Here is a 24,300-nt window from a genome sequence, read left to right on the forward strand (position 1 = left end):
TACATAGATGCAACGGGGCGGCGGTTTTTCAAAAGCGGGTAGACAGTGGGGGCGAGTCCATACATAGCAGCTGGCGAAGCCTGCGTTCGGCTGCGGAGCAGTCGTAAAACCTGAGCGCGAGGTTTTCCTGAAGCACCTCGTCGTCTGATTTCACGACTGCTCCGCAGCCGAACGCAGGCTTCGCCAGCTGCTACAAGGTTTGCGTTGCGGCTGAAATGGCTTAACTGATCAGCATTAGCCCTAAGGCTGCCTTTTGTTCATCCGGTAAATCGGATCAGGACAAGAACCCACCATCCACATTCAACGAAACCCCAGTGGTGTAACTCGACGCATCACTGGCCAGATACAACACCGCTCCCGCCATCTCACTCGGATCCGCCACACGCTTGAGCGGAATCTGTTGCAACGCGGTGTTCAAAATAGCCTCGTTTTTCACCAGCGCCGAAGCAAATTTGGTGTCGGTCAGACCCGGCAGCAGCGCATTGCAGCGAATGCCGAACTGCGCGCATTCCTTGGCGAAAACTTTGGTCATGTTGATGACCGCCGCTTTGGTCACCGAATAGATGCCCTGGAAGATCCCCGGCGAGATGCCGTTGATCGAGGCGACGTTGATGATGCTGCCGCCGCCGTTTTCGCGCATCAGCTTGCCGGCTTCCACCGACATGAAGAAGTAACCGCGGATATTCACGTCGACGGTTTTCTGGAAAGCGCTGAGGTCGGTGTCCAGTACATTGCAGAACTGCGGGTTAGTCGCCGCGTTGTTGACCAGGATGTCCAGGCGCCCGAACTGTTCGCGGATGCCGGCGAAGACCTGGCTGATCTGTTCCATTTCACCTATGTGGCAAGCCACTGCAGTGGCTTTGCCGCCAGCGGCGATGATCGCGTCGGCCACGTGCTGGCAGCCGTCGAGTTTGCGGCTCGAGACGATGACGTGGGCGCCTTGCTGGGCCAGCAGTTTGGCGATGGCTTCACCGATACCACGGCTGGCGCCAGACACGAATGCGATTTTGCCGTCGAGGTCGAACAACTGAGTCTTGGACATGGTTTTTCCTTGTTATTGGGGCCAGTGGCGTGATCAGAGGCTGGATTTCGAAATGACTTGCAGGCTCATCTGCTCCAGCAGTTTGTTCATGTGAATGAACTGCGCGAAGCGTTTGTCCTGGGTCTGACCATGGAAGAAGCGGTAGTAGATCTGCTGCACGATGCCGGCCAGGCGGAACAGGCCGTAGGTGTAGTAGACGTCGAAGTTGTCGATCTGGATGCCTGAACGCTCGGCGTAGTAGTCGACGAACTCGCGGCGGGTCAGCATGCCCGGGGCGTGGCTCGGCTGGCGACGCATCAGTTGCACCGGTGCCGGGTCGTCGGCTTCGATCCAGTAGGCGAGGGTGTTGCCCAGGTCCATCAGCGGGTCGCCGAGGGTGGTCAGTTCCCAGTCGAGCACGCCGATGATGTCCATCGGGTTGTTCGGGTCGAGGATCACGTTGTCGAAGCGGTAGTCGTTGTGGACGATGCTGGAGGTCGGGTGATCGGCCGGCATCTTGTCGTTGAGCCAGGCTTTGACTGCTTCCCACTTCGGCGCGTCCGGGGTCAGGGCTTTCTCGTAGCGATCGCTCCAGCCTTTGATCTGTCGCGCGACATAACCTTCGGGTTTGCCAAGGTCGCCCAGGCCATAGGCTTTGTAGTCGACCCGGTGCAGCTCAACGAATTTGTCGATGAAACTCTTGCACAGCGTTTCGGTTTTCGCCGAATCCAGACCCAGTTCCGGCGGCAGTTCGGAGCGCAGGATGATCCCCTTGACCCGCTCCATCACATAGAACTCGGCGCCGATCACCGATTCGTCAGTGCAGTGCACGTAGGCTTTGGGGCAGTACGGAAAGCCATCACGGAGCTGATTGAGGATGCGAAATTCGCGGCCCATGTCGTGGGCGGACTTGGCCTTGTGGCCAAAGGGCGGCCGACGCAGGACGAACTCCTGTTCGGGGTATTCCAGCAAGTAGGTGAGGTTCGACGCACCGCCTGGAAACTGGCTGATCTGCGGCAAACCACTCAGGCCCGGAATGTGGGCCTTGAGGTACGGATCGATCAGGCTGGCATCGAGTTCTTCGCCGGTGCGGATACGGGTGGACTGATCAGTAAGCGCCATGCTTATCCCTTCTGCTTATTTTGGAGGCCTGAGACTATTGGCTAATCTAATGCGCACGCCCGACACCCACAACCACGAACGGCCCTTATAGGTGAGCGTGTTGCCGGGCAATCATTGTTTTTGATACACCTGTTTGAATGGTGGTCAGATCATGCTCGTCGTCGATGGCAGGGCAATCGGGGTCAATACCGGATTGCCGGTGAAGAACGCCACCAGATTGCGACCTACCAGCTCCACGGTGCCTTGAGTGGCTTCCGGGGACAAGCCGGCGACATGCGGGGTGAGGATCACATTGGCCAACGCCTTGAAGGCGTTGGGTATTTGGGGTTCTGTGTCGAAGACATCCAGCGCAGCGCCGGCGATCCTGCGCTGCTCGAGCGAGCTGATAAGGTCTGCGGTGACGATCACGCTGGCCCGGGCGATGTTGACGATGAACCCCTGGGGGCCCAAAGCGTCGAGTACTTGTCGGTTGATCAGGTGCTTGGTGCCCAGGCCGCCGGGGGTGGCGACGACCAAAAAGTCTGATTCCCGTGCCAACTCGGTGGGCGTCGAGCGGAAGCTGTACGGCACATCGCTGCGATGCTGGCGGTTGTGGTAACTGACCGTCATGTCGAAGCCGTGGGCGGCGCGTTTGGCGATGGCCATGCCGACCGCACCGAGGCCCAGAATGCCCAGGTGCTTGCCGGCCAGGGACGGGCGCATGATTTTCGGCCACTCACCCCGGCGCACGGCGGCGTCGCAACGGGGAATGTCACGTACCAGAGACAGCAGCATCGCCATGGCATGGTCGGCGACTGAAGAGGCATTGACTCCGGCGCCATTGGTGACCGTAATGCCCCGGTTGGCGGCCGCTTGCAGGTCGACGTGTTCGTAGCCGGCGCCGATCACGCAGATGATCTTGAGATTGGGCAGGGCGGCGATTTCGTCGGCATACAGGCCCAACGGGCCGCGGGTCAGCACTGCATCGATCTGCGCGCCATGGCGTTTAATGGCATCGGCGCGCTCGGCAGGTGTGGGAGCCAGAATCAGGTGAAAACCCTGATGTTCGAGAATCGGCAGGTAATCATTGATGGTTTCAACCAGTACCAGAACGGTTGCAGGCATGCTGGGCTCCTGTGGGCATCGGAAAGTCGGGGCTCGAAAGTTGCTTCAAAACGGTGCTTCAAATTGCTGATTGCGCAACGGTTTGGCATTTACCAACGATAGCAGGCTTGTGGCCTTCGACCTCAGTGTAGGAACGTTCCGTAGCGCTTACCTATCCACGGTGTTCAACACCTTTGCGAAGGCACCGTTCGGGAGAAACAACAAGGCCCCGTCCATTGCTGGCGGGGCCTTGGGTTCGCTGCGCTGTGTTTATCTCAGCCAGTCGGCGTCGCGGCCTTTTCAACGGCCGTGTCCGAGGTGAGAAATGTCCGGGCTGCGTCGAGAATGTCATCTGACAAGGCGTCACCCCGGGTTGCACGGGCCAGGGTCAGGGCGCCGACCATCAGCGAATAGTCCACCAACGCTTTTTGCCGATTGGTTTCGGGCTGATCTGCGCCCATCAGCGGTGCCAGCATCTGCAACAATGCCTCCAGCCCTTGGGTGTAGGTCTGGTGCAATCCGCTTTCAGCGGTTTCATGGCACATGTCGCCGGCAAACGCGGTCACCGGGCAGCTTTCGCCCGGATTATCGCGATTGGCCGCGGACAGGTAGGGCGCGATGATGCTCTCGCGAGCCGAGAGACTGTCGTCGTTATCCTCTATTTTCTGCTTCCAGCGTTCCATCGATTGGGTGAACGCCCGGCTGCACGCCTCTTGCGCCAGCGCTTCCCTGGATTCGAAGTGACCATAGAACCCGCCATGGGTGAGGCCGGCCGCGCCCATCACATCGACGACACTGATCCCGTGCAGGCCACGTTCGCGAAACAGACGCGTGGCGGCCTCGACGATGATCTCGCGGTTGAGTTCTGCTTGTTTGCGGGAGACTCGGGGCATTGGCGGCTCACAGGTATATAAAAGGTAGAAATCAGCTGGCGTATTGAGCAATGCCGTTGCCAAACGACCAGTTCTCTTTCTTTACCTCCACCAGATTGATGAATACATCTTCCAGGCGCACCGCCAGTTCCGCGTTAAGGCTCTCGGCAATGGTTTTGTAGAGGAGTTTTTTCTGCTCGATGGTGCGTCCTTCGCTCAGGGTGATCTGAATCACCACCAGATTGTCGGTGCGATTGATGCCCAGGTAGCCGGGATCAAAGATGAAATGCTGTTCATCGTGCTCGGCCAGAATCTGGAAGTTATCGTTCTCCGGCACGCCAATGGCGCTGTGCATGGCGGCGTAGATCAATTGCCCGACACGTTTGGCGTGAGTCGGGTCTTGATGCTTCTTGATGTCGACGCGAACGAGTGGCATGAGAGGGCTCCGAAATTAGGGTTGCCGGTCAGCAGTCGGGATCGAAATTACATGACGGCAATCCTTTATTAAATAGATTTTTTAAAACATCTATTTAATAACGGGTGCCAGAGGATCTGATCCGCACAACCACTCCTCAGCTAAGTCTTTGCTTCTGCTCATTAATCCCGGACAATCGCGCCCCTGTTTCGGCCAGGGCGTTGCCTGTCGGATTTTTCCGACTCGTCCTGACCGGGTAGCAACTGACCGGAATGCGGAGATCCCACCGGATGAATGATCAGGCCAATAGCGTCGACGAACGCTATGTATCGGCGACACCAGCGACGCTTGAGAGCTGGAATCGCCATGACACCACCTGGATGCTGGGCCTGTTTGGCACGGCCATCGGGGCTGGCACGCTGTTTTTGCCGATCAACGCGGGTCTGGGCGGCTTCTGGCCGTTGCTGGTCCTGGCGGTGTTGGCGTTCCCTATGACGTTTTACGCACACCGTGGCCTGACACGTTTTGTGTTGTCCGGACGCGAAGGCGCGGACATCACTGAAGTCGTGGAAGAGCACTTCGGGATCAAGGCTGGCGCGCTGATCACCTTGCTTTACTTCTTCGCGATCTTCCCGATCCTGCTGATCTATAGCGTGGCCCTGACCAATACCGTGGGCAGTTTCCTCGAGCATCAACTGCACATCATGCCGCCACCGCGCGCCGTGCTGTCGTTGGTGCTGATCCTCGGCCTGTTGGCGGTGGTACGTTGCGGCGAGCAGGTGATCGTCAAGGCCATGAGCCTGATGGTTTATCCGTTCATTGTTGCGCTGCTGTTCCTCGCGGTGTTCCTGATTCCCCACTGGAACGGCGGCATTCTCGCCACCGCGTCGACGCTGCCAGAACCGTCGGCACTGCTGCACACGCTGTGGCTGGCGATTCCGGTGATGGTGTTCTCGTTCAACCATTCACCGATCATCTCGGCGTTCGCGGTGGACCAGAAACGTCGTTATGGCGATCACGCCGAAGAGCGCAGCTCGCAGATCCTGTCCCGCGCCCACGCCTTGATGGTGGTGATGGTGCTGTTCTTCGTGTTCAGTTGCGTGCTGACACTGTCACCGGCGCAATTGGCCGAAGCCAAGGCGCAGAACCTGTCGATCCTGTCGTACCTGGCCAACCACTTCAGCAACCCGACCATCGCCTTCGCGGCACCGTTGATTGCGTTTGTGGCCATTTCCAAGTCGTTCCTGGGTCACTACATCGGCGCCAGCGAAGGTCTTAAAGGTCTGATCGTGAAGAGTGGCAAGCGCCCGGCACCGAAGACCCTGGATCGCATGACTGCCGCCTTCATGCTGGTGGTCTGCTGGATTGTTGCCACGCTGAACCCGAGCATTCTCGGGATGATCGAAACCCTCGGTGGCCCGATTATCGCCGCGATCCTGTTCCTGATGCCGATGTACGCGATTCGCAAGGTTCCGGCCATGGCGCGTTATCGCGGTCAGGCTTCCAACGTCTTCGTGACGGCGGTGGGCCTGGTGGCGATTTCGGCGTTGATCTATTCGCTGAGCGCCTGATAGGCAAAGATCAAAAGATCGCAGCCTGCGGCAGCTCCTACTGGGATCGGGGTTGTATGCGGTCTGTGTAGGAGCTGCCGCAGGCTGCGATCTTTTGATTCCGGGGCATAAAAAACGCCGCTCATCTCACGATGGGCGGCGTTTTTTATTGCGTTGCAGCGTTAGGCTTGAACGACCGGGATGTTGGCGTTCGCAGCGGCTTCACGGAACTCGGCGATCTGGTCGAAGGACAGGTAGCGGTAAACATCGGCCGCCATGCTGTCGATCTTGCCAGCGTATTCCATGTACTCCTCGACGGTCGGCAGGCGACCCAGGATGGAAGCAACAGACGCCAGCTCGGCCGAAGCCAGGTAGACGTTCGCGCCGTCACCCAGACGGTTCGGGAAGTTACGGGTCGACGTCGACACAACAGTCGAGTTCGGCTCTACACGTGCCTGGTTACCCATGCACAGCGAGCAGCCCGGCATTTCCATGCGAGCGCCGGCCTTGCCGTAGATGCCGTAGTAGCCTTCTTCGGTCAGCTGGTGAGCGTCCATTTTGGTCGGCGGCGACAGCCACAGACGGGTTGGAAGCTGACCTTTGACCTGTTCCAGCAACTTACCGGCAGCGCGGAAGTGGCCGATGTTGGTCATGCACGAACCGATGAACACTTCGTCGATCTTCTCGCCAGCAACGCTGGACAGCAGACGGGCGTCGTCCGGATCGTTTGGCGCGCAGAGCACAGGCTCTTTGATGTCGGCCAGGTCGATTTCGATGATTTCAGCGTATTCGGCGTCAGCATCGGCAACCATCAACTCAGGGTTGGCGATCCAGGCTTCCATCGCTTGAGCACGACGTTCCAGGGTACGCGCATCGCCGTAGCCTTCGCCGATCATCCAGCGCAGCAGGGTGACGTTGGAGCTCAGGTACTCGGTGATCGACTCTTTCGACAGCTTGATGGTGCAACCGGCAGCCGAACGTTCGGCCGAGGCGTCGGACAGCTCGAACGCTTGCTCGATGCTCAGGTTGTCCAGGCCTTCGATTTCCAGAATGCGGCCGGAGAAGGCGTTCTTCTTGCCTTTCTTCTCGACGGTCAGCAGGCCAGCCTGAATCGCGAAGTAAGGAATGGCGTGAACCAGGTCACGCAAGGTGACGCCCGGTTGCATTGTGCCTTTGAAGCGCACCAGGATCGATTCCGGCATGTCCAGCGGCATAACGCCGGTGGCGGCGGCGAACGCTACCAGACCGGAACCGGCCGGGAACGAAATGCCCATCGGGAAACGGGTGTGCGAGTCACCACCGGTACCGACGGTGTCCGGCAGCAGCATGCGGTTCAGCCAGCTGTGGATGATGCCGTCGCCCGGACGCAGGGAAACGCCGCCGCGGGTCATGATGAAGTCTGGCAGGGTGTGGTGGGTGGTCACGTCGATCGGCTTTGGATAGGCCGCGGTGTGGCAGAAGGACTGCATCACCAGATCGGTCGAGAAGCCCAGGCACGCCAGGTCTTTCAGTTCGTCACGGGTCATCGGACCGGTGGTGTCCTGAGAACCGACGGTGGTCATTTTCGGTTCGCAGTAAGTACCTGGGCGAACGCCTTTGCCTTCTGGCAGGCCACAAGCCTTGCCGACCATTTTCTGCGCCAGGGTGAAGCCCTTGCCGGTGTCGACAGGTGCTTCAGGCAGTTTGAACAGGTCGGTAGGGCCCAGGCCCAATTCGGCACGGGCCTTGTCGGTCAGGCCGCGGCCGATGATCAGCGGGATACGGCCGCCAGCACGAACTTCGTCCAACAGCACCGGCGTCTTCATTTCGAAGGTGGTCAGGACTTCGTCAGTGCCGTGTTTGCAGACTTTGCCAGCATGCGGGTACAGGTCGATCACGTCGCCCATGTTCATGTTGGTAACGTCGAACTCGATTGGCAGTGCGCCAGCATCTTCCATGGTGTTGTAGAAGATTGGAGCGATCTTGTTGCCGAAGCAGAAACCGCCAGCACGCTTGTTCGGGATGAACGGAACGTCGTCGCCGAAGAACCACAGCACCGAGTTGGTGGCGGATTTACGCGAAGAACCGGTACCGACCACGTCGCCGACGTAGGCGATCGGGAAGCCTTGACCGCGCATCTCTTCGATCTGCTTCATCGGACCGGTGACGCCCTGGGCGTCAGGCACGATGCCTTCACGGGCCATTTTCAGCATGGCGAGGGCGTGCAGCGGGATGTCCGGGCGGGACCAGGCGTCCGGGGCAGGGGACAGGTCGTCGGTGTTGGTTTCGCCGGTGACCTTGAACACGCGCAGGCTGATCTTGTCGGCCAGGACAGGGCGGTTTTTGAACCACTCGCCGTCAGCCCAGGATTGCAGCACGCCTTTAGCGTGAACGTTGCCGTTCTTGGCTTTTTCAGCGACGTCGTGGAAAGCGTCGAACATCAGCAGGGTGTGCTTGAGTTCTTCGGCAGCGACTGGTGCCAGTTCGGCGTCGTCCAGCAGATTAACCAGAGTCACGATGTTGTAGCCGCCCTGCATGGTGCCGAGCAGTTCAACAGCGCGTTTCTTGTCGATCAGAGGGGATTTTGCTTCGCCTTTAGCAAGGGCAGACAGGAAACCGGCCTTTACATAGGCTGCTTCGTCCACACCTGGTGGAATGCGATTGGTGATCAGGTCAACGAGGAAAGCTTCTTCGCCAGCCGGGGGATTCTTCAGCAGCTCGACCAGGCCTGCAGTTTGTTCGGCGTTAAGCGGCTGGGGAACGATACCCAGTGCTGCACGCTCTTCGATATGTTTGCGGTAGGCTTCAAGCACAGTTATTACCCTCATCAGTGGTCCCAAATGGGTGTCCGGGACGCTCATCCCGAAATTGCCGTACTCATGCGCTGCGTGGCGTTGTGGGCCACTTAGCCAGAATTACCGACAATTCCTTACAGAAGCTGCTTTCAAAGTTTTACGCCTGCAGAACGGGGAGCTGATGAGGGTTGGCGTAGAGCTTTTCCCCGCTGGAAAAACCCTTCGCCAACTCCGCTCTGAAGGAACGACTGTGCTCGTGACGCTTTGAAAACAGCTTCTAACGGACATTGGCGCCTTAAAAGGCTGGCTGATTCTACGGCAAAAAAAAATTAAAGGTAAGTTAGGCCCTCAAGATTGAGGGGTGATGAATGTTAGACAAAGGGCTAACATGCCGACCTGTTCTGCTTTCCCGTGCTCTCCCAACCTATGCCCAATCAGACCATCAAGACCCCCTGCGTCGGCCTCTGCTCCACTGTTTACGGTGATTTGGTGTGCCGTGGCTGCAAGCGTTTCCATCATGAAGTGATCAACTGGAATGGTTACAACGAGGAGGAAAAGCGCGCGGTGTGGCTGCGTCTTGAGCTGCTGCTGTCCCAGGTGATGGCCAGCAAGCTTGAAGTTTTCGATCCCCAGCGCCTGCGTCTGCAACTGGAGCAGCGCAAGATCCGCTTTGTGCCGCATCAGTCGGAATATTGCTGGGCGTATCAGCTGATCGCCCGGGGCGCGCGGGTCATCAACAACCTGGAAGCCTACGGGATGGTGCTGATGCCGGAGTTTCGCGACTGGAACCTGCCGGAACTGCGGGATGCCATTGATCGGGAGTTCTTTTTGCTCTCCGAGGCGCATTACCAGCGCTACATTGCGCCGGGCTTTCTCAAAGACGCCTTCGGCGGCTGATTTTTAAAGTCAAAAGATCGCAGCCTTCGGCAGCTCCTACAGAGGGATGCGATTCATGTAGGAGCTGCCGAAGGCTGCGATCTTTTGATCTTGCTTAATGCTGGGTCACAATCTCCTCCAGATGGTCCATGATCGTATCCGGCTTCAGCACCAGCACATCGCTCTCCACCGCATCCAGCACCACTTCCGCCGTGTTACCGATCAACGCTCCCGACAACCCGGACCGCGCGACAGTGCCAATCACCGTCACCGCCGCCTGCAGCTTGTGAACAATGAACGGAATCAACACATCCGCCGGACCTTCCTCGATATGCAGGTGCTCGTCATCAATGTCGAACTCGGCCTGAAACGATTTGCACTGTTCGCGATAGCGCGCCTCGATGGTTTCGCTGAGCTGCAACGTCGGGTCGGCCGCCGACAGCATCGGCGACGGATGGGCGCTGACCACGTGTAAATGGGCCTTGGCCAGGCTGGCGATGTCATAACCGTGATCGATGATGGCGGCGTGCAGCGTACGGTGTTCGGCGTCGGTATTACCGACATCGATCGCCGCCAGAATGACGCCGCCTGTCCAGGGTTTCGAGGTTTTGACCAGCAGCACCGGCGTCGGGCAGTAACGCAGCAGTTTCCAGTCCGCCGGGGTCAGCAGGGCTTTTTTCAGCGGACTGTCGGGGTAATGCTGCTTGACCACCAGTCCGCAGCCTTCAGCCTGCTGCACATCGACGATGGTTTCGTGCAGGCTTTCGTTCCAGGCCTGCTCGGTGGTGACGCTGTAGCCGTCCTCGATCAGCGCGGCCTTGAGCACGCCCAACATGCCGCTGTGGTCATGCTTGCGGTCGCAGACCAGCAGATGCAAATGAGCCTGGGTCACGCCGGCAATCAGTTTGGCCCGTTTGAGCGCCAGGCTTTCCGAGTGTTCAGGTTCGAGGACCACCAGAATGCTGCGAATGGCTTGCATGATCGGGATCTCCATGAAGTAAAAAATGCTGCGTTGGACAACTATAGTTGCTGGCTGGCCATTCGGGACTTGATGTATATCAACGGTCGCGACTGGTGGTCTGCCGGCAGGCCGGTATAATCGGCGCCCTTCGATTTTGAACCTCTTATCCGTGAGCCCCATGATCCTTCCCGAAATTCACGAGTTCCTCGGCTGCCGCACCCCCGATGGCTGGGTTCAGGCCGCGCTGGCAGATCAGGAAACCCTGCTGATCGATCACAAAAACTGTGAATTCAAGGCCGCCAGTACCGCGTTGAGCCTGATCGCCAAGTATCACTCCCACGTCGATCTGATCAACCTGATGTCGCGTCTGGCCCGGGAAGAGCTGGTGCACCACGAACAGGTCATGCGCCTGATGAAAAAGCGCAAGATCGAGCTGCGTCAGCTGTCTGCCGGGCGCTACGCTTCGGGCCTGCGCAAAGTGGTGCGCAGCCACGAGCCGGTCAAACTGGTGGACACCCTGGTGGTCGGCGCCTTTATCGAAGCCCGCAGCTGCGAACGTTTCGAAGCGCTGGTGCCGCATCTGGACGAAGAGCTGGGCAAGTTCTACTTCGGTCTGCTGAAAAGCGAGGCCCGACATTTCCAGGGTTACCTGAAACTGGCGTACCAGTACGGAGACGCCAAGGACATCGCCCAGGTGATCGACAAGGTTCGCGCCGCCGAGCAAGAGCTGATCGAGTCGCCGGACGTGGAGTTTCGTTTCCACAGCGGTGTGCCAGCCGCGGCATGAAGATCAAAAGATCGCAGCCTCGTTTCACTCGACAGCTCCTACAGGAAATGCATTCCAATGTAGGAGCTGTCGAGTGAAACGAGGCTGCGATTTTTTACGTCTGAATTGTTAAAAACTCTTAAAAGAATGAAACATCTCCGAAAACCGGCCCCCGTGGCCGGTTTTTGCTGCCTGCGATAACCGTCCGGTCACCGATTGGCACCATAATGCCGGCCACTTCACGCAAGGGTTGGCAGACGGGCGTTATGGATAACCTGGGTTTTGGCAAAGTACTGCTGGTGGAAGACGACGAAAAGCTCGCCGGGCTGATCGCGCATTTCCTGTCACAACATGGCTTTGAGGTCCGGCAGGTGCACCGCGGCGACCTCGCATTGGCCGCGTTCCTCGAATTCAAACCGAAAATCGTCGTGCTCGACCTGATGCTGCCGGGCCAGAGCGGTCTGCACGTGTGCCGCGAGATCCGCAGCGTATCCGACACGCCGATCGTCATTCTGACCGCCAAGGAAGACGACCTTGATCACATCCTCGGGCTGGAGTCCGGCGCCGATGACTACGTGATCAAACCGATCAAACCGCCGGTTCTGCTGGCCCGGTTACGCGCCTTGCAACGCCGCCAGACGCCGGACAGCGGCGTGTGCAGCGCTCTGGAATTCGGCCATCTGAGCATCGACCGCAGCTGTCGCGAAGTGCGGCTGGCGGGTGAGGGCATCGAACTCACCACCATGGAGTTCGAACTGCTGTGGTTGCTGGCCAGCGCCGCCGGCAAGATTCTGTCCCGTGACGACATCCTCAACCGCATGCGTGGCATTGCGTTCGACGGTCTCAACCGCAGCGTCGACGTCTACATCAGCAAACTGCGGGGCAAGCTCAAGGACAACCCTCGAGAACCGGTGTGCATCAAGACCATCTGGGGCAAGGGTTACCTGTTCAATCCGTTTGCGTGGGAGTTGTAAATGCTGCGGTTATTTTTGGGGTTGTACCTGGTGCTGGCTGTGGGGTTGGTGTTGGCATTGCAGACGGTTGAGCACACGTTTAATGCACTGCTCGATGGGCAGATGCAGGCCTATAACCGCGAGGCGGTCCGTGGCCAGGCTTATTCGCTGGTGGAACAACTACGCGGGCTCGAAGGCCGGGGACGCGAACAACAGCTGGATGTGTTGCGCCCGCATTATGGCTTGGGGCTGAGCCTGGTCGAGTCCGCGGCATTGGCTCTCGATGATCGTGAAAAAGCCCTGTTGGCCGAAGGGAAACTGGTGATTCGGGAGAAGTACACCCAGTTCATTTCTTCGATCGACGGCGGCTCTCAACTGTTGAGTATCAAGCTGCCGGCCGAGCCGAGCCTGATGCCGTTCTACATCTGCGCCGCGTACCTGATGCTGGCCGGGCTGATCGGCATCGTGCTGTTTTTCTGGGTAAGGCCGCACTGGCGCGACCTGGAAAAGCTGCGTCTGGCGGCCGAGCGTTTTGGTGATAACGACCTGTCGTCGCGGATCCAGCTGTCCAAGCGCTCGAACATTCGCGACCTGGCCGAACACTTCAACCTGATGGCGGCGCGCATCGAAGGTCTGATTGCCAATCAGCGCGAGCTGACCAACGCGGTGTCCCACGAGCTGCGCACTCCGATTGCCCGGCTGTCGTTCGAGCTCGATCAACTCAAGCAGCAACCCGATCCGGCCCAAAACCGTGAACTGATTGCCGACATGTACGCCGACCTCGGCGAACTGGAAGAGATGGTGTCCGAACTGCTCACCTATGCCAGCCTCGAGCGCGGCGCCACGGTGATCACTCGGGAAAACATTCAGGCCAGCAGTTGGCTCGACAGCGTGGTCGGCAGCGTCGCGCTGGAAGCTGAAGCCGCCGGCGTGCAATTGCTGATTGTCGAGTGTCAGGTCGATCAGGTTCGTATCGAACCGCGTTTCATGGCCCGGGCGGTGATCAACCTGCTGCGCAATGCCATTCGTTATGCCGATGAGCGGGTGGAAGTGTCGTTGGTGCTCACCGGTGATGACTACGAAGTGCGGGTCAACGACGACGGGCCGGGCGTGCCGATGGACGGGCGGGAGAAAATCTTCGAACCGTTCTCGCGCCTGGACGCCAGCCGCGACCGCCGCACTGGCGGCTTCGGCCTGGGGCTGGCGCTGGTGCGGCGGGTATCGCAATCCCATGGCGGGCAAGTGGAAGTGGCGGACTCGCCGTGGGGCGGGGCGTCGTTTCGCATGACCTGGGCGCACCTGGATTAATTGTGCCGCTCTTGCGGACCCCTTCGCGGGCAAGCCCGCTCCCACAGGATCGAGTCGTACACAAATTATGCGAACGACACAAACCCCTGTGGTAGCGGGCTTGCCCGCGAAGAGGCCACCAGTAACACCGCATGGTCAGAAGGTGTACACAACCTGCCCAGCCAACGATGTCTGCATCCGCCGCTCAACAATCGGGCTATCCGCCGCATCGTTGGCCAGATATTGCACCGCCAGCACCGTCGTAAAACTCCATTCATCATTGATCGGCAGCGACCAGGTCAAATCCGCCCCGCGACTCACCAGCCCGCCATGTGTGTCATAAGCCCTGAACTGACTGCGCGACGCTTGGGCATCGCTGACGCCGTACCAGGTGCGCACGTAATTACTGTCACCAAACTGGCTATTGAGGCTGCCCACGACCTTGCCATAGTCACCTTCGTAAAACGGCGCGCTGATGCTCAGTTTCAACCGGTTCCACGCCGAGCCGGTGTCATGATCGTCATCGTCTTTTTCCAAGGCGTGCTCAAAGCTCGCACCGAGAATAATCGGCCCCATGTGGTAAGTCCCGTCCAGCCCCAGCGCCGGGCGCGACTTGATCGAGCCCATGCCGTTCAGCTCATCCGAACCTTTGAACCCGGTCTTGCGATCCTTGCGCACATCACTGGCGCCGATGTACACGCTGAGGCCGAAGTCGTCCTCGTCAAACGCCCAGCCCAGACCCTTTTCAGTGTCCAGAAAGAATCCGTAAGGGCTGACGATTTCACCGCCCAGCAGCGGCGCTACCACGCGTTCGTCACTGCCGCTGTAACGGGGCACGCTGGCTGCACCGGCCCGCAAGGTGTAGCGCCAGTCTTCAGCACGCAAAGAGTCAGTGGGAATGAGCAGGCAAAGCGAAGTCAACGACAGAGATAGCGAGCGAAACATGGGAGCACCCGTGGGAGTTTGTATGCGCCCATGCTAGGCGGCTGCCGGGCAGCAATCTTTGACAGCTTTGTCGGAAAACTGTCAAAGACTGTGAACCGGCCTAGCGGCTCAAACCCAGGCGCTCATGCCACTCGGCGATGGATTCTTCGGGAAAAATATCGAACTGTTTGTCGCCAGGCTGCACCTCTGCCTCGACCCAAGGAGCCTTGGAGCCGAGCAACAAATGCGTATGTTCCGGTGGCACCGGCAGCGGGGTGTCGATGGCCGACGCAAACGGGTGAATCAACTCTGGCCACTCGGGGCTGAATATCCATAAGCCCGAGCCGCAGGCCGAGCAGAAATGTCGCTCCAGGCTGCTGCGGTGGGCGCGCTTCTCGCCTTCATCCTTGAGCCGCGCACGGTAAATCGCAACGTGCTTGCGCCCTCGCACTTTCAGGCTGTTGGCATCACCAGCAATATTGATCGCGTAGCCGCCGCCGCCCTGAGTCTTGCGGCAGATCGAGCAGTAACAACGCTGATACGGGTAGGGGTTGGCGCTGGTCAAACTGAACGACACCGCGCCGCAATGGCAGGAGCCTTCGAGCTGCATGGGAACCTCCGGCGGGAGTTGGGCTTGCCCAAGACAGCCTAGACCTTCAGCGCCCCTCGACCGGTACGAGAATCGCATCGCCGGTCGCCACCAGTTTCAGTTGATCGCCGGTTTGCGCGAACAGATCGGCGCGGGCGAACACTTGCTTCTTGCCAGCCTTCACCACCTGACCCCGAGCGATGAACACTTCGCCGATGGCGGGTGCCAGGCAGTTCACTGAAAAATGTGAAGCCAGTACGTTGCCGGCGACCGTTCCGGCTGCGAATCCGCAGGCTGTGTCGAGCAGCGCGCCGATCAGTCCTGCGTGCAGGAAGCCTGCGTACTGCGCCATATCGCTCTCGCGAAAAGCCATCGTGAGCTCGGCTTCGCCGCTCTCGGCGCGAGTGACTTCGAAACCGGCCCAGCGGTTAAATGCTGAGGTTGAGTTGATCTGTTTGAGTGCGTTGAGCATGGCGAATCCCTCCGATTGAGGGGTCAACATGCGCCGGGTTTCGGGGGAAGTCATGGTGGATAAGGGAGGGTGATGGGGCGTTGGATTTGTGGTGAATGTGCCGTCGTCATCGCGAGCAAGCTCGCTCCCACAGGGGATCTCCTGTGAACACAAACTCTGTGAACGACTTAGATCAAATGTGGGAGCGAGCTTGCTCGCGATGAACGATAACGCGGTCCCGCTGGACGCCCGCAAATGACCAAGGCAGCATGAGCGCCTTCATCACTGGGGCTGAACTCATGCGACGACTGCCTTCTCTGGCCGCACTCAGAACCTTCGAATGCGCCGCCCGTCACGCCCATTTCGGCCGGGCAGCGGCGGAGTTGTGCGTCACCGACAGCGCGGTCAGCCACCAGATTCGCCAGCTCGAAGAGCAATTGGGCGTGACGTTGTTCATCCGTGAAGGCCGGCAGATTCGCCCGACGATGGCCGCCGGACGCCTGATGCAAAGTTTGCAGCAGGCCTTCGAACTGATCGGCGATGCCTGTGATGAACTGCGTGACCCGTCATCGCTGGCGGTGTTGCGCCTGGCGGTAACTGCCGAGCTGGCGCAAAAGTGGTTGATGAGTCGCCTGACGGATTTCTACGCGCGCTATCCGCACATCACCTTGCACCTCTACGAACAACCGATCGATGCCACGGCGCCGGGCGAAGACATCGACCTTGCGATCACTTACGGTACCGGCCCGGTGGACAGCAGCGCGTACTTCGTCAGGCCCTTGCCGGCATTGCAGTTCTTCCCGGTGTGCAGCCCCGGCCTGTTCAACCAGGGCACCTTGAAAACCCCAAAGGATCTGGCGCGTCACTGCCTGCTGCACGACGATCAGGACGGCAAGACCTGGACCGCCTGGCTCACCAGCCATGCCGGTGATCAGCGCCCCGAACGGCAGCTGTATTTCGCCCACGCCGGTTTGGCGCTGGAAGCGGCGGCTCAAGGCCAGGGTGTGGCCATGGGCGATAACTTGACCGCGCAGGAGGATTTGCTCAGCGGTCGTCTGGTCCGGCCGTTCACTTCAAGCATGACGGCACTCGGCCAATACGCGCTGGTGTGTGAGCGAGTGAGGCTGGAGCGCCCCGCAGTGGCGCAGATGCTGGAATGGTTCAATGATCAGCTGATCGATTGATGAGTTGAATTCAAGTATTCCGAAATAATCATCGTTGGCGAGGAGGGCGCCGGCGACCGTAGCCTGTGGTCATTCCAATCCCCGCTGATGAGGTTTGACCATGGCACGTTTGCTCGACTCCACCCCCAAACTTGATGGTTTCCGTTTGCCCGGCGAGTTCGAAACCAAGTCCGGCTGCTGGCTCGGCTGGCCGGAGCGCACCGACGTCTGGCGCAATGGCGCCAAGCCTGCGCAGAAAGTCTGGGTGCAAATCGTCACCGCCATCTCCCGCAGCGAACCGGTCACCGTGTGCGCCTCCGCCGCGCAATTCGCCACCGCTCGCCGCCAATTGCCGCCTCAAGTGCGGGTGGTGGAAATGACCTGCAACGACACCTGGTTCCGTGACAGTGGCCCGTGCTTTGTGGTCAACGACGACAGCGGTGAGGTACGCGGCGTGGATTTCGAGTTCAACGCATACGGCGGCCTCGACGGCGGCCTCTATTACCCGTGGGACAAGGACGATCAGATCGCCAGTAAAATCCTCGAAATCGAACGGTTCGACCGCTACCGCGCGCCGCTGATTGCCGAACTGGGCGGTATCCAGAGCGACGGCCAGGGCAGCATTCTCACCACCGAACAATGCCTGCTCAACCGCAATCGCAACCAGCATTTGGGCAAGGAAGAAGTCACCCGGCGATTGACCGATTACCTCGGCGCCGAGCAAATAATCTGGCTGCCACGTGGCTGCAAATTCGACGAAACCGACGGCCATGTCGACGATCTCGCCTGCTTCGTGCGCCCCGGTGAAGTGGTGCTGCAATGGACCGACAATCGCGATGATCCGCAATGGGAAATCTACCAGGAGGCCTACGACATTCTGCGCAGCACCCGCGACAGCCGTGGCCGCGAGCTGAAAGTGCACAAGCTGCCGCAACCGGATGTGCTGGAATGGACCGCCGAGGAAGCCGAAGGCCTGGATCAGCAAGACAGCACTCTCACCCGTCAGGCCGGGACGAAAATCTGCGCCTCGTATATCAACTATTACGCCGGCAATTCCTCGATCGTGGTGCCTTTGTTTGGTGATCGCAACGATCAGGCCGCACAGGCGACCCTCGCCGAACTGTTCCCGCAACACAAAATCGTCGGTATCGAAAACTCCAGGGAAATCCTCCTCGGCGGCGGTAACGTCGCGTGCATCACCATGCCGCAGTACGCAGGCAATGCCTGCAACAAAAAGGGAGTCTGATCATGGGCCTGCACAAACTGACTCAAGCATTACTGCTGGTGCTCGCACCCCTGTGTGTGCAGGCCGCCGACACCGCCAAACCGGTGGTCAATCTGTACATCTGGGGCGAGTACCTGGCCCCGGACACCCTGAGCAATTTCGAGAAGAAAACCGGCATTCACGTGGTGGCCGACCACTTCGACTCCCTGGAAACCGTCGAGACCAAACTGCTCACCGGCCGTAGCGGCTATGACCTGGTGCTGACCGCGGGGCAGCATTTATCCCGGGCGATCCAGAGCGGTGCGATTCAAACCCTGAACCCGCAACAACTGCCGCATTTTGCCGGCGTGGGTGACGAGTTCCGCCAGCACATGGCGGTGTTCGATCCGGGCAATCGCTACGCCGGGATCTACGCCTGGGGCACCACTGGCGTCGGCTATCAGGAAGAGGCGATCAAGCAGCGCCTGCCCGACGCACCAAGAGACAGTTGGGCCATGCTGTTCGACCCGGCGGTGGTGTCGAAATTTGCCGATTGCGGGGTGAGTTTGCTCAACGATCCCAACGAAGTTTTCGCCGCGGTCATGAAGTACATGGGGCTGGACATCAACCGTCAGAACCTCGATGACCTGAAACGGGCCGAGCAGCAACTGGCCAAGATTCGGCCCTACATCCGCTACTTTGACAACGACCTGAACATCAGCGACCTCGCCAACGGCAACACCTGCGTCGCCATGTCGTGGAACGGCAACGTGGCCATCGCCGCCGGACAGGCCGACGCTGCGAACAAGCCGTTCAAGCTGAGTTATCGGATACCGAAGGAGGGCACGTTGATCTGGTTTGACGCGATGGTCATTCCCAAGGATGCGCCGCACCCGCAGGCAGGACTGGCGTTGATGGATTATCTGATGACGCCGGAGGTGATTGCGCCAATCACGGATACCATCCATTACGCCAATGCGATTACGGCGGCGGACGGGTTGATTGATCCTGCGATTCGCAATGACCCGGGGACGTATCCGTCGGCTGAGGTGAGGGCTTCGTTGTATAGCAAGAATGACAATGGCAAGGCGTTTAACCGGGCGTTGATTCGGGCGTTCAGTCGTTTGAAGTCGGGGTTATGACTGGAACAGGCAGCTTTGGAACACGCCACAAATACCACGCCGCCACCGTCCGAAACGGACGCCACCCCAGCCCGATCTCAATCATCTGCTTGCGATTGGGCTGTACCTCCAACCCCTTCATCCGCCGATATCCCTCTCGCACCCCGAAATCATCGGCCGGCAAAATATCCGGCCGTTCCAGGCTGTAGATCAGCAACATCTCAACCGTCCAGCGCCCAACCCCACGCAGGGTGATCAAGCGTTCGATCAACGCTTCATCATCCATCGCCACTGCCTCAGCGTAATCCGGCACCACACCGTCCAGCGCCGCTTGGGCAATGCCCTGAATGGTCGCGATCTTGCTCGCGGAAAACCCGCAACTGCGCAGTTGATCGAACTCAGTCGCGACTATCTGTTCAGGCCTCGGGAACGCGCCCGTCCCAAACAACGCCAGTAGCCGACCGACAATCGCATCCCCGGCCTTCGCATGCAGTTGCTGGTAGGCAATCGCCCGCACCAGCGACTCATAAGGATCGCGAGCCGCATGGGGCTGATGCAGGCAAGGGCCGATGGCGGCGATGTGGCGGCGCCAGTCCTCATCGATGGACGAGAGAAACTCGGTGGCGGGCAGATAGGCGTCGGGCATGGGGTCAAGCTTTCCCGGACGGCGCCAACAGGGCGTTCACTTCGCCATAGGTGAAGGCCTTGAGATCACGGCTGTCGAGTGTCCCTGTTTCCAGAAAGCTCTTGGCCAGTGCGCTCATGGCGCCGTAAAGAAACTCGGCGATGCGTGAACCCGCGCTCAAACGGCGTACGCCGAGCGCTTTCAGCTCTTCGGGCGATGGCAATCCGGGGAGTCCGAGCACGTTCACCGGCAGCGTGGTGCCCTGGCAGAGCGCAGCGATCTCGTACTCGGCGGTGACGCCAGCCGCGAACAAACCATCGGCACCGGCCGCCTGATACAGCGCGGCGCGCTTGAGCGTCTCGGCCACGCGATCTTCGGCGGGCACCAGGCTCTTGAGGTACACATCGGTCCGGGCATTGATGAACAGCTTCACATTTCGGCGACTGGCAACCTGCCGAGCGATTTCGATCTTGCGCACCAGCAGCTCGGGCGGGGACGCACCGTCCTCGATATTGATCCCGACGGCCCCGGCGCCAATCACCGCATCGATGAGATCGGCCACCCGCGTCAGGTCATCGGAATAACCGGCCTCGATGTCCACGGTCAACGGCAGCGAGATCACTCGGGCGATGGACTCGACCGTTGATATCAGGCGCTCAAGGGGCAGGGCATTGCCATCCGGATAACCGTGAGCCCAGGCCACCGCCGCGCTGCTGGTGGCAACGGCTTTGCTGCCCAGTTGCTCCACGATTCGCGCCCCAGCGGCATCGGCGACGTTGGTGAGAATCAGCAGGCCGTCCTGGTGCAGCTGGTGAAATTGATTGTCGAGCGTGTCCATCGAATGTCCTTCCTTATGACTTTTTGAGAAGCCTGCAAGTAATCAGAATGCGAGTGGTTGCGTGATTTGCACTGCCGCTTTTTCCAGCCTTAGCAAGAACGCCTTGCGTGGTTGTCCTCCACCATAGCCGGTCAGCGAGCCGTCTGCGCCGATCACCCGGTGACAGGGCACAACAATCGAAAGACGGTTATGCCCGTTGGCCAGGCCCACGGCGCGACTGGCGCCGGGCTTGCCCAACAACGCCGCAATGGCGCCGTAGGTGCTGGTCTGGCCGTACGGGATCTTCGCCAGTTCGGCCCAGACCTGCCGGGCGAAATCGCTGCCAGGCAAGTGTAGTGGAACGTTGAAGTCAGTGAGTTTGCCGGCGAAATACTGCGTCAGTTCGGCTTCAATCTGCTGCAAATGCGCGTTATGTCCTGGCGCGACGGCATAGCCGTATCGATTCTGCAATTCTTCGACTTCCTTGGTCAGCGCTGGCCGATCAAGAAACTCCAGCAGCACCAGCCCACGTCGTTCGGCCATGGCGATCATCGGCCCCAGCGGTGTGGTCAGGCGAGTGAACAGCAGTGGCTCGCTGTTGGCGGCGCGGCCGGGCGTGATGTTGAAGGACTTTTGAAACGCATCGCGAAACCCGCTCAGGGATTCGTAACCCGAGTCGAACGCCGCATTGTCGATGGAGTTGCCCTGTTTGATCCCGCCCAACGCCATGCCCAGGCGTCGGGTGCGCAGCCAGGCGTGAAAGGTCATGCCGAAATGCTGCTTGAACCAGCGGCGCAGTTTCAGCGGTTCGATGCCCTCGGCCAGCAGTCGGGTATCGGTCCAGCGCTGCTCGGAGTCGGCATCCACCGATTTGAGCAGCTTCTGCACCCAGTCCGGGGCGATGGCCGCCGCGTCCAGTGGTTTGCAGCGCAGACAGGCGCGATAGCCCGCGGACATGCACTCATCGGCATGGGCGAAGAACTCGACGTTCTCCGGTTTCGGTTTGCGCGCCGTGCAACTGGGGCGACAGAAGATGCCGGTGGTTTTGACCGCGGTAAAGAACACCCCCTCGTAGGCGGTGTCTCGTTCGAGCATGGCGCGAACCATCTCGGCGTGGGGCGGAAGCAAAGCGTTTTGTAGGTTCATGGAGTGAGCATAAGACGCGTCGCCCAACGCCTCCACCGGAAAATCGACAGAGAATTCCAGTCATTCGTCATGAAGGCTGCCTAATGGTTATGTCGGTGATGGATGTCCGGAAAATGTGGATGACTGTGGCGCAGCGGCGTGTGTTCATGTTCGTGACTGTGAGGCTCGGTTCCGTCCCACTGAAACGAGTGCTCATGTTGATGATGCTCGTCATGCGCATGGCGATGAGCATGCTTGAGCGCCTCATGTTGATGCTCGTGGGCATGACGTTCCTTGAGGTGAATCCATACCCCAAGGCCCATCAACAGCGAAGCGGCCCAAAAGGTCAGCGTGACGGGTTCATCCAGCAGCAGGATGGCGATTGCCGCGCCGAGGAAAGGTGCCGTGGAAAAGTAGGCGCCGGTACGCGCAGTGCCCAGGCCTCGGAGTGCCAGAACGAACAACACCAGGCTGATGCCATACCCCAGGAAACCGACGATCAACGTAGGCCCCAGCACCGTCATGTGCGGCAGTTTTGCGCCGAGCAACAGCGCCAGAGCGCAGTTCACCGACCCGGCGACCAACCCCTTGATGCCGGCAATAAACAGCGCATCCGAGGCCGATACCTTGCGCGTCAGGTTGTTATCGATCGCCCAGCACACGCAGGCCAGTGCTACCGCCAACGGTCCGATCCAGCCCTGTGACTGCGCCGGGTTCTGGGGCCACGCAAGCAGTAAGCCACCGGCGACGATTGCCAGCATTCCGGCGACGATGCGCCGGTCAGCGTTCTCCTTGAATACCACCCAGGCCAGGACGGCGGTCAATACCGATTCGAGGTTGAGCATCAGCGAGGCCGTGGCGCCGGCGGTCAGGGTCAAACCGAACATCAGCGCCACCGGCCCGAGCACGCCGCCAAAAGCGATGGCGCCGATCAGCCATGGCCACTCCGACGATTTCAGGCCGCTGGGCTGCCAGCCTCGGTCGCGCAAAAGTCTGACGAGCGTCAGGCCCAGACCGCTGCCCAGGTACAACAACCCGGCCAAAAGGATCGGCGAAAGGTTCAAGCCCAGCAATTTGGCCAATGGCGTACTCGCGCCAAAAAGAGCGGCAGCACCAAGGGCGTAGACAACGTTCAGGTTCATTCAAGGCTCGTTGGGTATTGATACGGGATCAAACGCAGTTTGAACCTGCGTTGCGTCCAGTCAATCCATAACCTCAGGCCCGGCGCGCCATCAGCAACACCGAAGCCGCCGCCGACAACAATCCCGCGCAGCAACGATTGAATAGCCGCTTGCCCCGGGGGTCGGCGAACCAGCGGCGCATATGCAGGCCCATGTAGGCGTAGGCACCGATGGCGATCCATTCCAGCACCAGGAACAACGCGCCCAACACGGCGAATTGCGGCGATACGGCTTGGGTCGAGTCGACGAACTGGGGCAGAAACGCGGTGAAGATCAGGATCGCTTTCGGATTACCGGCCGCCACCAGGAACTCCTGCCGCGCCAACGCCAGCATCCCCACCGGCGCGCCCGCCACCACGTTTTCCGCCCCGGAATCGGCGCGCCACAATTGCCAGGCGAGGTAGAGCAGATACGCCGCCCCCAGAATCTTGATCCCGTAGAACAACAACTCCGACGTTTGCAGCACCACCGCCAGCCCCGCCGACGCGAGGGCGATCATGCCGGCGAACGCGAGCAGTCGACCGATCCCGGCGACACAGGCGATGCGATAGCCGTAGCGGGTCGAGTTGCTGACCGACAACAGGTTGTTCGGCCCGGGCGCCATGTTCAGGGCGAAGCAGGCCGGAAGAAAGAGGGTGAGGGTGGCGAGGTCCATGGCGGGGCTCCAAAAGCAGGAGCGGTATTTTTATCACAGGCGTGGGGTGGCTTGACCCATACAGTGGTGGACATCGGTCGCGGTACAGCTGAGGGGTGTTTTGTTCAATACAGCCATCAGGTCGCTCTTTACCTTGAGGCCTCATTCAACTGAATTGAAGAAGGTCTGTGATGAGTCTGATTATCTCGATGGCGGCGTTTGCACTGGTGGCCTCGATAACCCCAGGGCCGGTGAATATCGTGGCGTTGAGTTCCGGCGCGCAATTTGGTTTTCGCGCCAGTCAACGGCATGTGGCCGGGGCGACGCTGGGTTTCGTCGTGTTGTTGGTATTGATGGGATTAGGGCTGTATGAAGTGTTGCAACGATGGCCAGCGCTGACGCAGGTGGTGCAATGGGCGGGTGTGGCGTTCCTGTTGTACATGGCCTTCAAGTTGGCCGCCGACAATGGGCATCTCGATGCGAAGGAGTCAGGCCGTGCGCCGTCGATGTTGTACGGCGCGGTCATGCAATGGCTCAACCCGAAAGCCTGGCTGGCCTGTGTGGCGGGCATGGGCGCTTTTGTGGCGGATGGCGAGGCGCGGCTGGTCTGGCAGTTTGCCGCGGTGTATCTGGTGGTTTGCTACGTGTCGGTCGGCTGTTGGGTCTATGCCGGGACGTTTTTACGTGGGTATTTGAGCAACGCCAAAGGCATGCGGTTGTTTAACCGAAGCATGGCGTTGCTCTTGGTGGTGTGCGCGGGATATTTGATCCGGGCTTAGGCGCTGC

24 protein-coding genes are annotated in these 24,300 nt (G+C 59.7%); 9 read left to right on the forward strand and 15 right to left on the reverse strand.

The window, feature by feature from the left end:
* Nucleotides 1-274 precede the first annotated feature (274 nt).
* The 5 genes from ACIQU2_RS26400 to ACIQU2_RS26420 form a co-directional block, all read right to left on the reverse strand.
* A complete protein-coding gene (locus tag ACIQU2_RS26400) occupies nt 275-1,042 on the reverse strand; it encodes an SDR family oxidoreductase (protein WP_008149805.1) in 768 nt (255 codons plus the stop codon).
* 33 nt (nt 1,043-1,075) lie between these two features.
* Nucleotides 1,076-2,143 (reverse strand): phosphotransferase family protein, encoded by a 1,068-nt coding sequence (locus ACIQU2_RS26405; RefSeq protein WP_403145109.1) that lies wholly within the window; start codon nt 2,141-2,143, stop codon nt 1,076-1,078.
* A gap of 144 nt (nt 2,144-2,287) precedes the next feature.
* Nucleotides 2,288-3,247: a 2-hydroxyacid dehydrogenase gene (locus ACIQU2_RS26410; RefSeq protein ID WP_403145112.1), complete on the reverse strand. Its 960-nt coding sequence runs from the start codon at nt 3,245-3,247 to the stop codon at nt 2,288-2,290.
* A gap of 254 nt (nt 3,248-3,501) precedes the next feature.
* A complete protein-coding gene (locus ACIQU2_RS26415) occupies nt 3,502-4,119 on the reverse strand; it encodes a TetR/AcrR family transcriptional regulator (protein ID WP_403145114.1) in 618 nt (205 codons plus the stop codon).
* 31 nt (nt 4,120-4,150) lie between these two features.
* Nucleotides 4,151-4,534, reverse strand: a complete 384-nt coding sequence (locus ACIQU2_RS26420) for a tautomerase family protein (RefSeq protein WP_046048875.1) — start codon at nt 4,532-4,534, stop codon at nt 4,151-4,153.
* 269 nt (nt 4,535-4,803) lie between these two features.
* On the opposite strand from ACIQU2_RS26420, the gene ACIQU2_RS26425 reads away from it, so the two are divergent.
* On the forward strand, nt 4,804-6,084 hold the full coding sequence (locus ACIQU2_RS26425; protein WP_347805533.1) for a serine/threonine transporter: 1,281 nt from the start codon (nt 4,804-4,806) through the stop codon (nt 6,082-6,084).
* Nucleotides 6,085-6,245: 161 nt separating this feature from the next.
* Here the strand turns inward: ACIQU2_RS26425 and acnB are convergent, their stop codons facing one another.
* The gene (gene acnB, locus ACIQU2_RS26430) at nt 6,246-8,855 is read right to left on the reverse strand and encodes a bifunctional aconitate hydratase 2/2-methylisocitrate dehydratase (protein ID WP_403145173.1); all 2,610 of its coding nucleotides are present in this window, start codon (nt 8,853-8,855) and stop codon (nt 6,246-6,248) included.
* Between the two features lie 408 nt (nt 8,856-9,263).
* Between acnB and ACIQU2_RS26435 the strand changes: the two genes are divergently transcribed.
* A complete protein-coding gene (locus tag ACIQU2_RS26435) occupies nt 9,264-9,734 on the forward strand; it encodes a DUF1289 domain-containing protein (RefSeq protein ID WP_008149863.1) in 471 nt (156 codons plus the stop codon).
* Nucleotides 9,735-9,828: 94 nt separating this feature from the next.
* On the opposite strand, the gene ACIQU2_RS26440 is transcribed toward ACIQU2_RS26435, so the two are convergent.
* Nucleotides 9,829-10,692 carry a universal stress protein gene (locus ACIQU2_RS26440; RefSeq protein WP_347805534.1) on the reverse strand — a complete coding sequence of 288 codons (864 nt, stop codon included), beginning with the start codon at nt 10,690-10,692 and terminating at the stop codon, nt 9,829-9,831.
* Nucleotides 10,693-10,852: 160 nt separating this feature from the next.
* On the opposite strand from ACIQU2_RS26440, the gene ACIQU2_RS26445 reads away from it, so the two are divergent.
* The 3 genes from ACIQU2_RS26445 (at nt 10,853) to ACIQU2_RS26455 (ending at nt 13,701) form a co-directional block, all read left to right on the forward strand.
* The gene (locus tag ACIQU2_RS26445; RefSeq protein WP_046032069.1) at nt 10,853-11,461 is read left to right on the forward strand and encodes a tRNA-(ms[2]io[6]A)-hydroxylase; all 609 of its coding nucleotides are present in this window, start codon (nt 10,853-10,855) and stop codon (nt 11,459-11,461) included.
* Nucleotides 11,462-11,706: 245 nt separating this feature from the next.
* Complete coding sequence (locus ACIQU2_RS26450) at nt 11,707-12,414, forward strand: winged helix-turn-helix domain-containing protein (RefSeq protein ID WP_403145174.1); 708 nt, start codon at nt 11,707-11,709, stop codon at nt 12,412-12,414.
* Nucleotides 12,415-13,701, forward strand: coding sequence for an ATP-binding protein (locus ACIQU2_RS26455; RefSeq protein ID WP_403145117.1), 1,287 nt, complete (start codon nt 12,415-12,417; stop codon nt 13,699-13,701).
* Nucleotides 13,702-13,836: 135 nt separating this feature from the next.
* Here the strand turns inward: ACIQU2_RS26455 and ACIQU2_RS26460 are convergent, their stop codons facing one another.
* The 3 genes from ACIQU2_RS26460 to ACIQU2_RS26470 all read right to left on the reverse strand — a co-directional run bounded on the left by ACIQU2_RS26460 (nt 13,837) and on the right by ACIQU2_RS26470 (nt 15,665).
* Nucleotides 13,837-14,625, reverse strand: a complete 789-nt coding sequence (locus ACIQU2_RS26460; protein ID WP_403145119.1) for a MipA/OmpV family protein — start codon at nt 14,623-14,625, stop codon at nt 13,837-13,839.
* A gap of 100 nt (nt 14,626-14,725) precedes the next feature.
* Nucleotides 14,726-15,214: a GFA family protein gene (locus tag ACIQU2_RS26465; protein ID WP_403145121.1), complete on the reverse strand. Its 489-nt coding sequence runs from the start codon at nt 15,212-15,214 to the stop codon at nt 14,726-14,728.
* Between the two features lie 46 nt (nt 15,215-15,260).
* The gene (locus tag ACIQU2_RS26470; RefSeq protein WP_347805538.1) at nt 15,261-15,665 is read right to left on the reverse strand and encodes a PaaI family thioesterase; all 405 of its coding nucleotides are present in this window, start codon (nt 15,663-15,665) and stop codon (nt 15,261-15,263) included.
* 278 nt (nt 15,666-15,943) lie between these two features.
* Here ACIQU2_RS26470 and ACIQU2_RS26475 point away from each other — a divergent pair, with 278 nt between their 5' ends.
* The 3 genes from ACIQU2_RS26475 (at nt 15,944) to ACIQU2_RS26485 (ending at nt 19,153) form a co-directional block, all read left to right on the forward strand.
* Nucleotides 15,944-16,828, forward strand: coding sequence for a LysR substrate-binding domain-containing protein (locus ACIQU2_RS26475; protein WP_033054579.1), 885 nt, complete (start codon nt 15,944-15,946; stop codon nt 16,826-16,828).
* 100 nt (nt 16,829-16,928) lie between these two features.
* Nucleotides 16,929-18,053, forward strand: a complete 1,125-nt coding sequence (aguA, locus tag ACIQU2_RS26480; RefSeq protein WP_403145124.1) for an agmatine deiminase — start codon at nt 16,929-16,931, stop codon at nt 18,051-18,053.
* A gap of 2 nt (nt 18,054-18,055) precedes the next feature.
* Entirely contained in the window at nt 18,056-19,153 is a 1,098-nt protein-coding gene (locus tag ACIQU2_RS26485; protein WP_347805581.1) for an extracellular solute-binding protein, read from the forward strand.
* Here ACIQU2_RS26485 and ACIQU2_RS26490 read toward each other — a convergent pair.
* From ACIQU2_RS26490 to ACIQU2_RS26510, 5 genes are all read right to left on the reverse strand, one after another.
* Nucleotides 19,128-19,778, reverse strand: a complete 651-nt coding sequence (locus ACIQU2_RS26490) for a DNA-3-methyladenine glycosylase (RefSeq protein WP_347805582.1) — start codon at nt 19,776-19,778, stop codon at nt 19,128-19,130. The two genes, ACIQU2_RS26485 and ACIQU2_RS26490, sit on opposite strands and share 26 nt — an antisense overlap.
* Nucleotides 19,779-19,782: 4 nt before the next feature.
* Nucleotides 19,783-20,595, reverse strand: a complete 813-nt coding sequence (locus ACIQU2_RS26495; protein ID WP_403145126.1) for an isocitrate lyase/phosphoenolpyruvate mutase family protein — start codon at nt 20,593-20,595, stop codon at nt 19,783-19,785.
* A 42-nt stretch (nt 20,596-20,637) separates the two neighbouring features.
* The gene (locus tag ACIQU2_RS26500; protein WP_403145128.1) at nt 20,638-21,720 is read right to left on the reverse strand and encodes a bifunctional transcriptional activator/DNA repair enzyme AdaA; all 1,083 of its coding nucleotides are present in this window, start codon (nt 21,718-21,720) and stop codon (nt 20,638-20,640) included.
* 80 nt (nt 21,721-21,800) lie between these two features.
* Nucleotides 21,801-22,841 carry an EamA family transporter gene (locus tag ACIQU2_RS26505; protein ID WP_403145130.1) on the reverse strand — a complete coding sequence of 347 codons (1,041 nt, stop codon included), beginning with the start codon at nt 22,839-22,841 and terminating at the stop codon, nt 21,801-21,803.
* A gap of 73 nt (nt 22,842-22,914) precedes the next feature.
* Entirely contained in the window at nt 22,915-23,535 is a 621-nt protein-coding gene (locus ACIQU2_RS26510) for a LysE family translocator (protein ID WP_403145132.1), read from the reverse strand.
* A gap of 170 nt (nt 23,536-23,705) precedes the next feature.
* On the opposite strand from ACIQU2_RS26510, the gene ACIQU2_RS26515 reads away from it, so the two are divergent.
* A complete protein-coding gene (locus ACIQU2_RS26515; protein WP_403145134.1) occupies nt 23,706-24,293 on the forward strand; it encodes a LysE family translocator in 588 nt (195 codons plus the stop codon).
* Nucleotides 24,294-24,300 lie beyond the last annotated feature (7 nt).

This window comes from Pseudomonas sp. NPDC098740, assembly GCF_044760065.1.
GTDB lineage: Bacteria > Pseudomonadota > Gammaproteobacteria > Pseudomonadales > Pseudomonadaceae > Aquipseudomonas > Aquipseudomonas rossensis.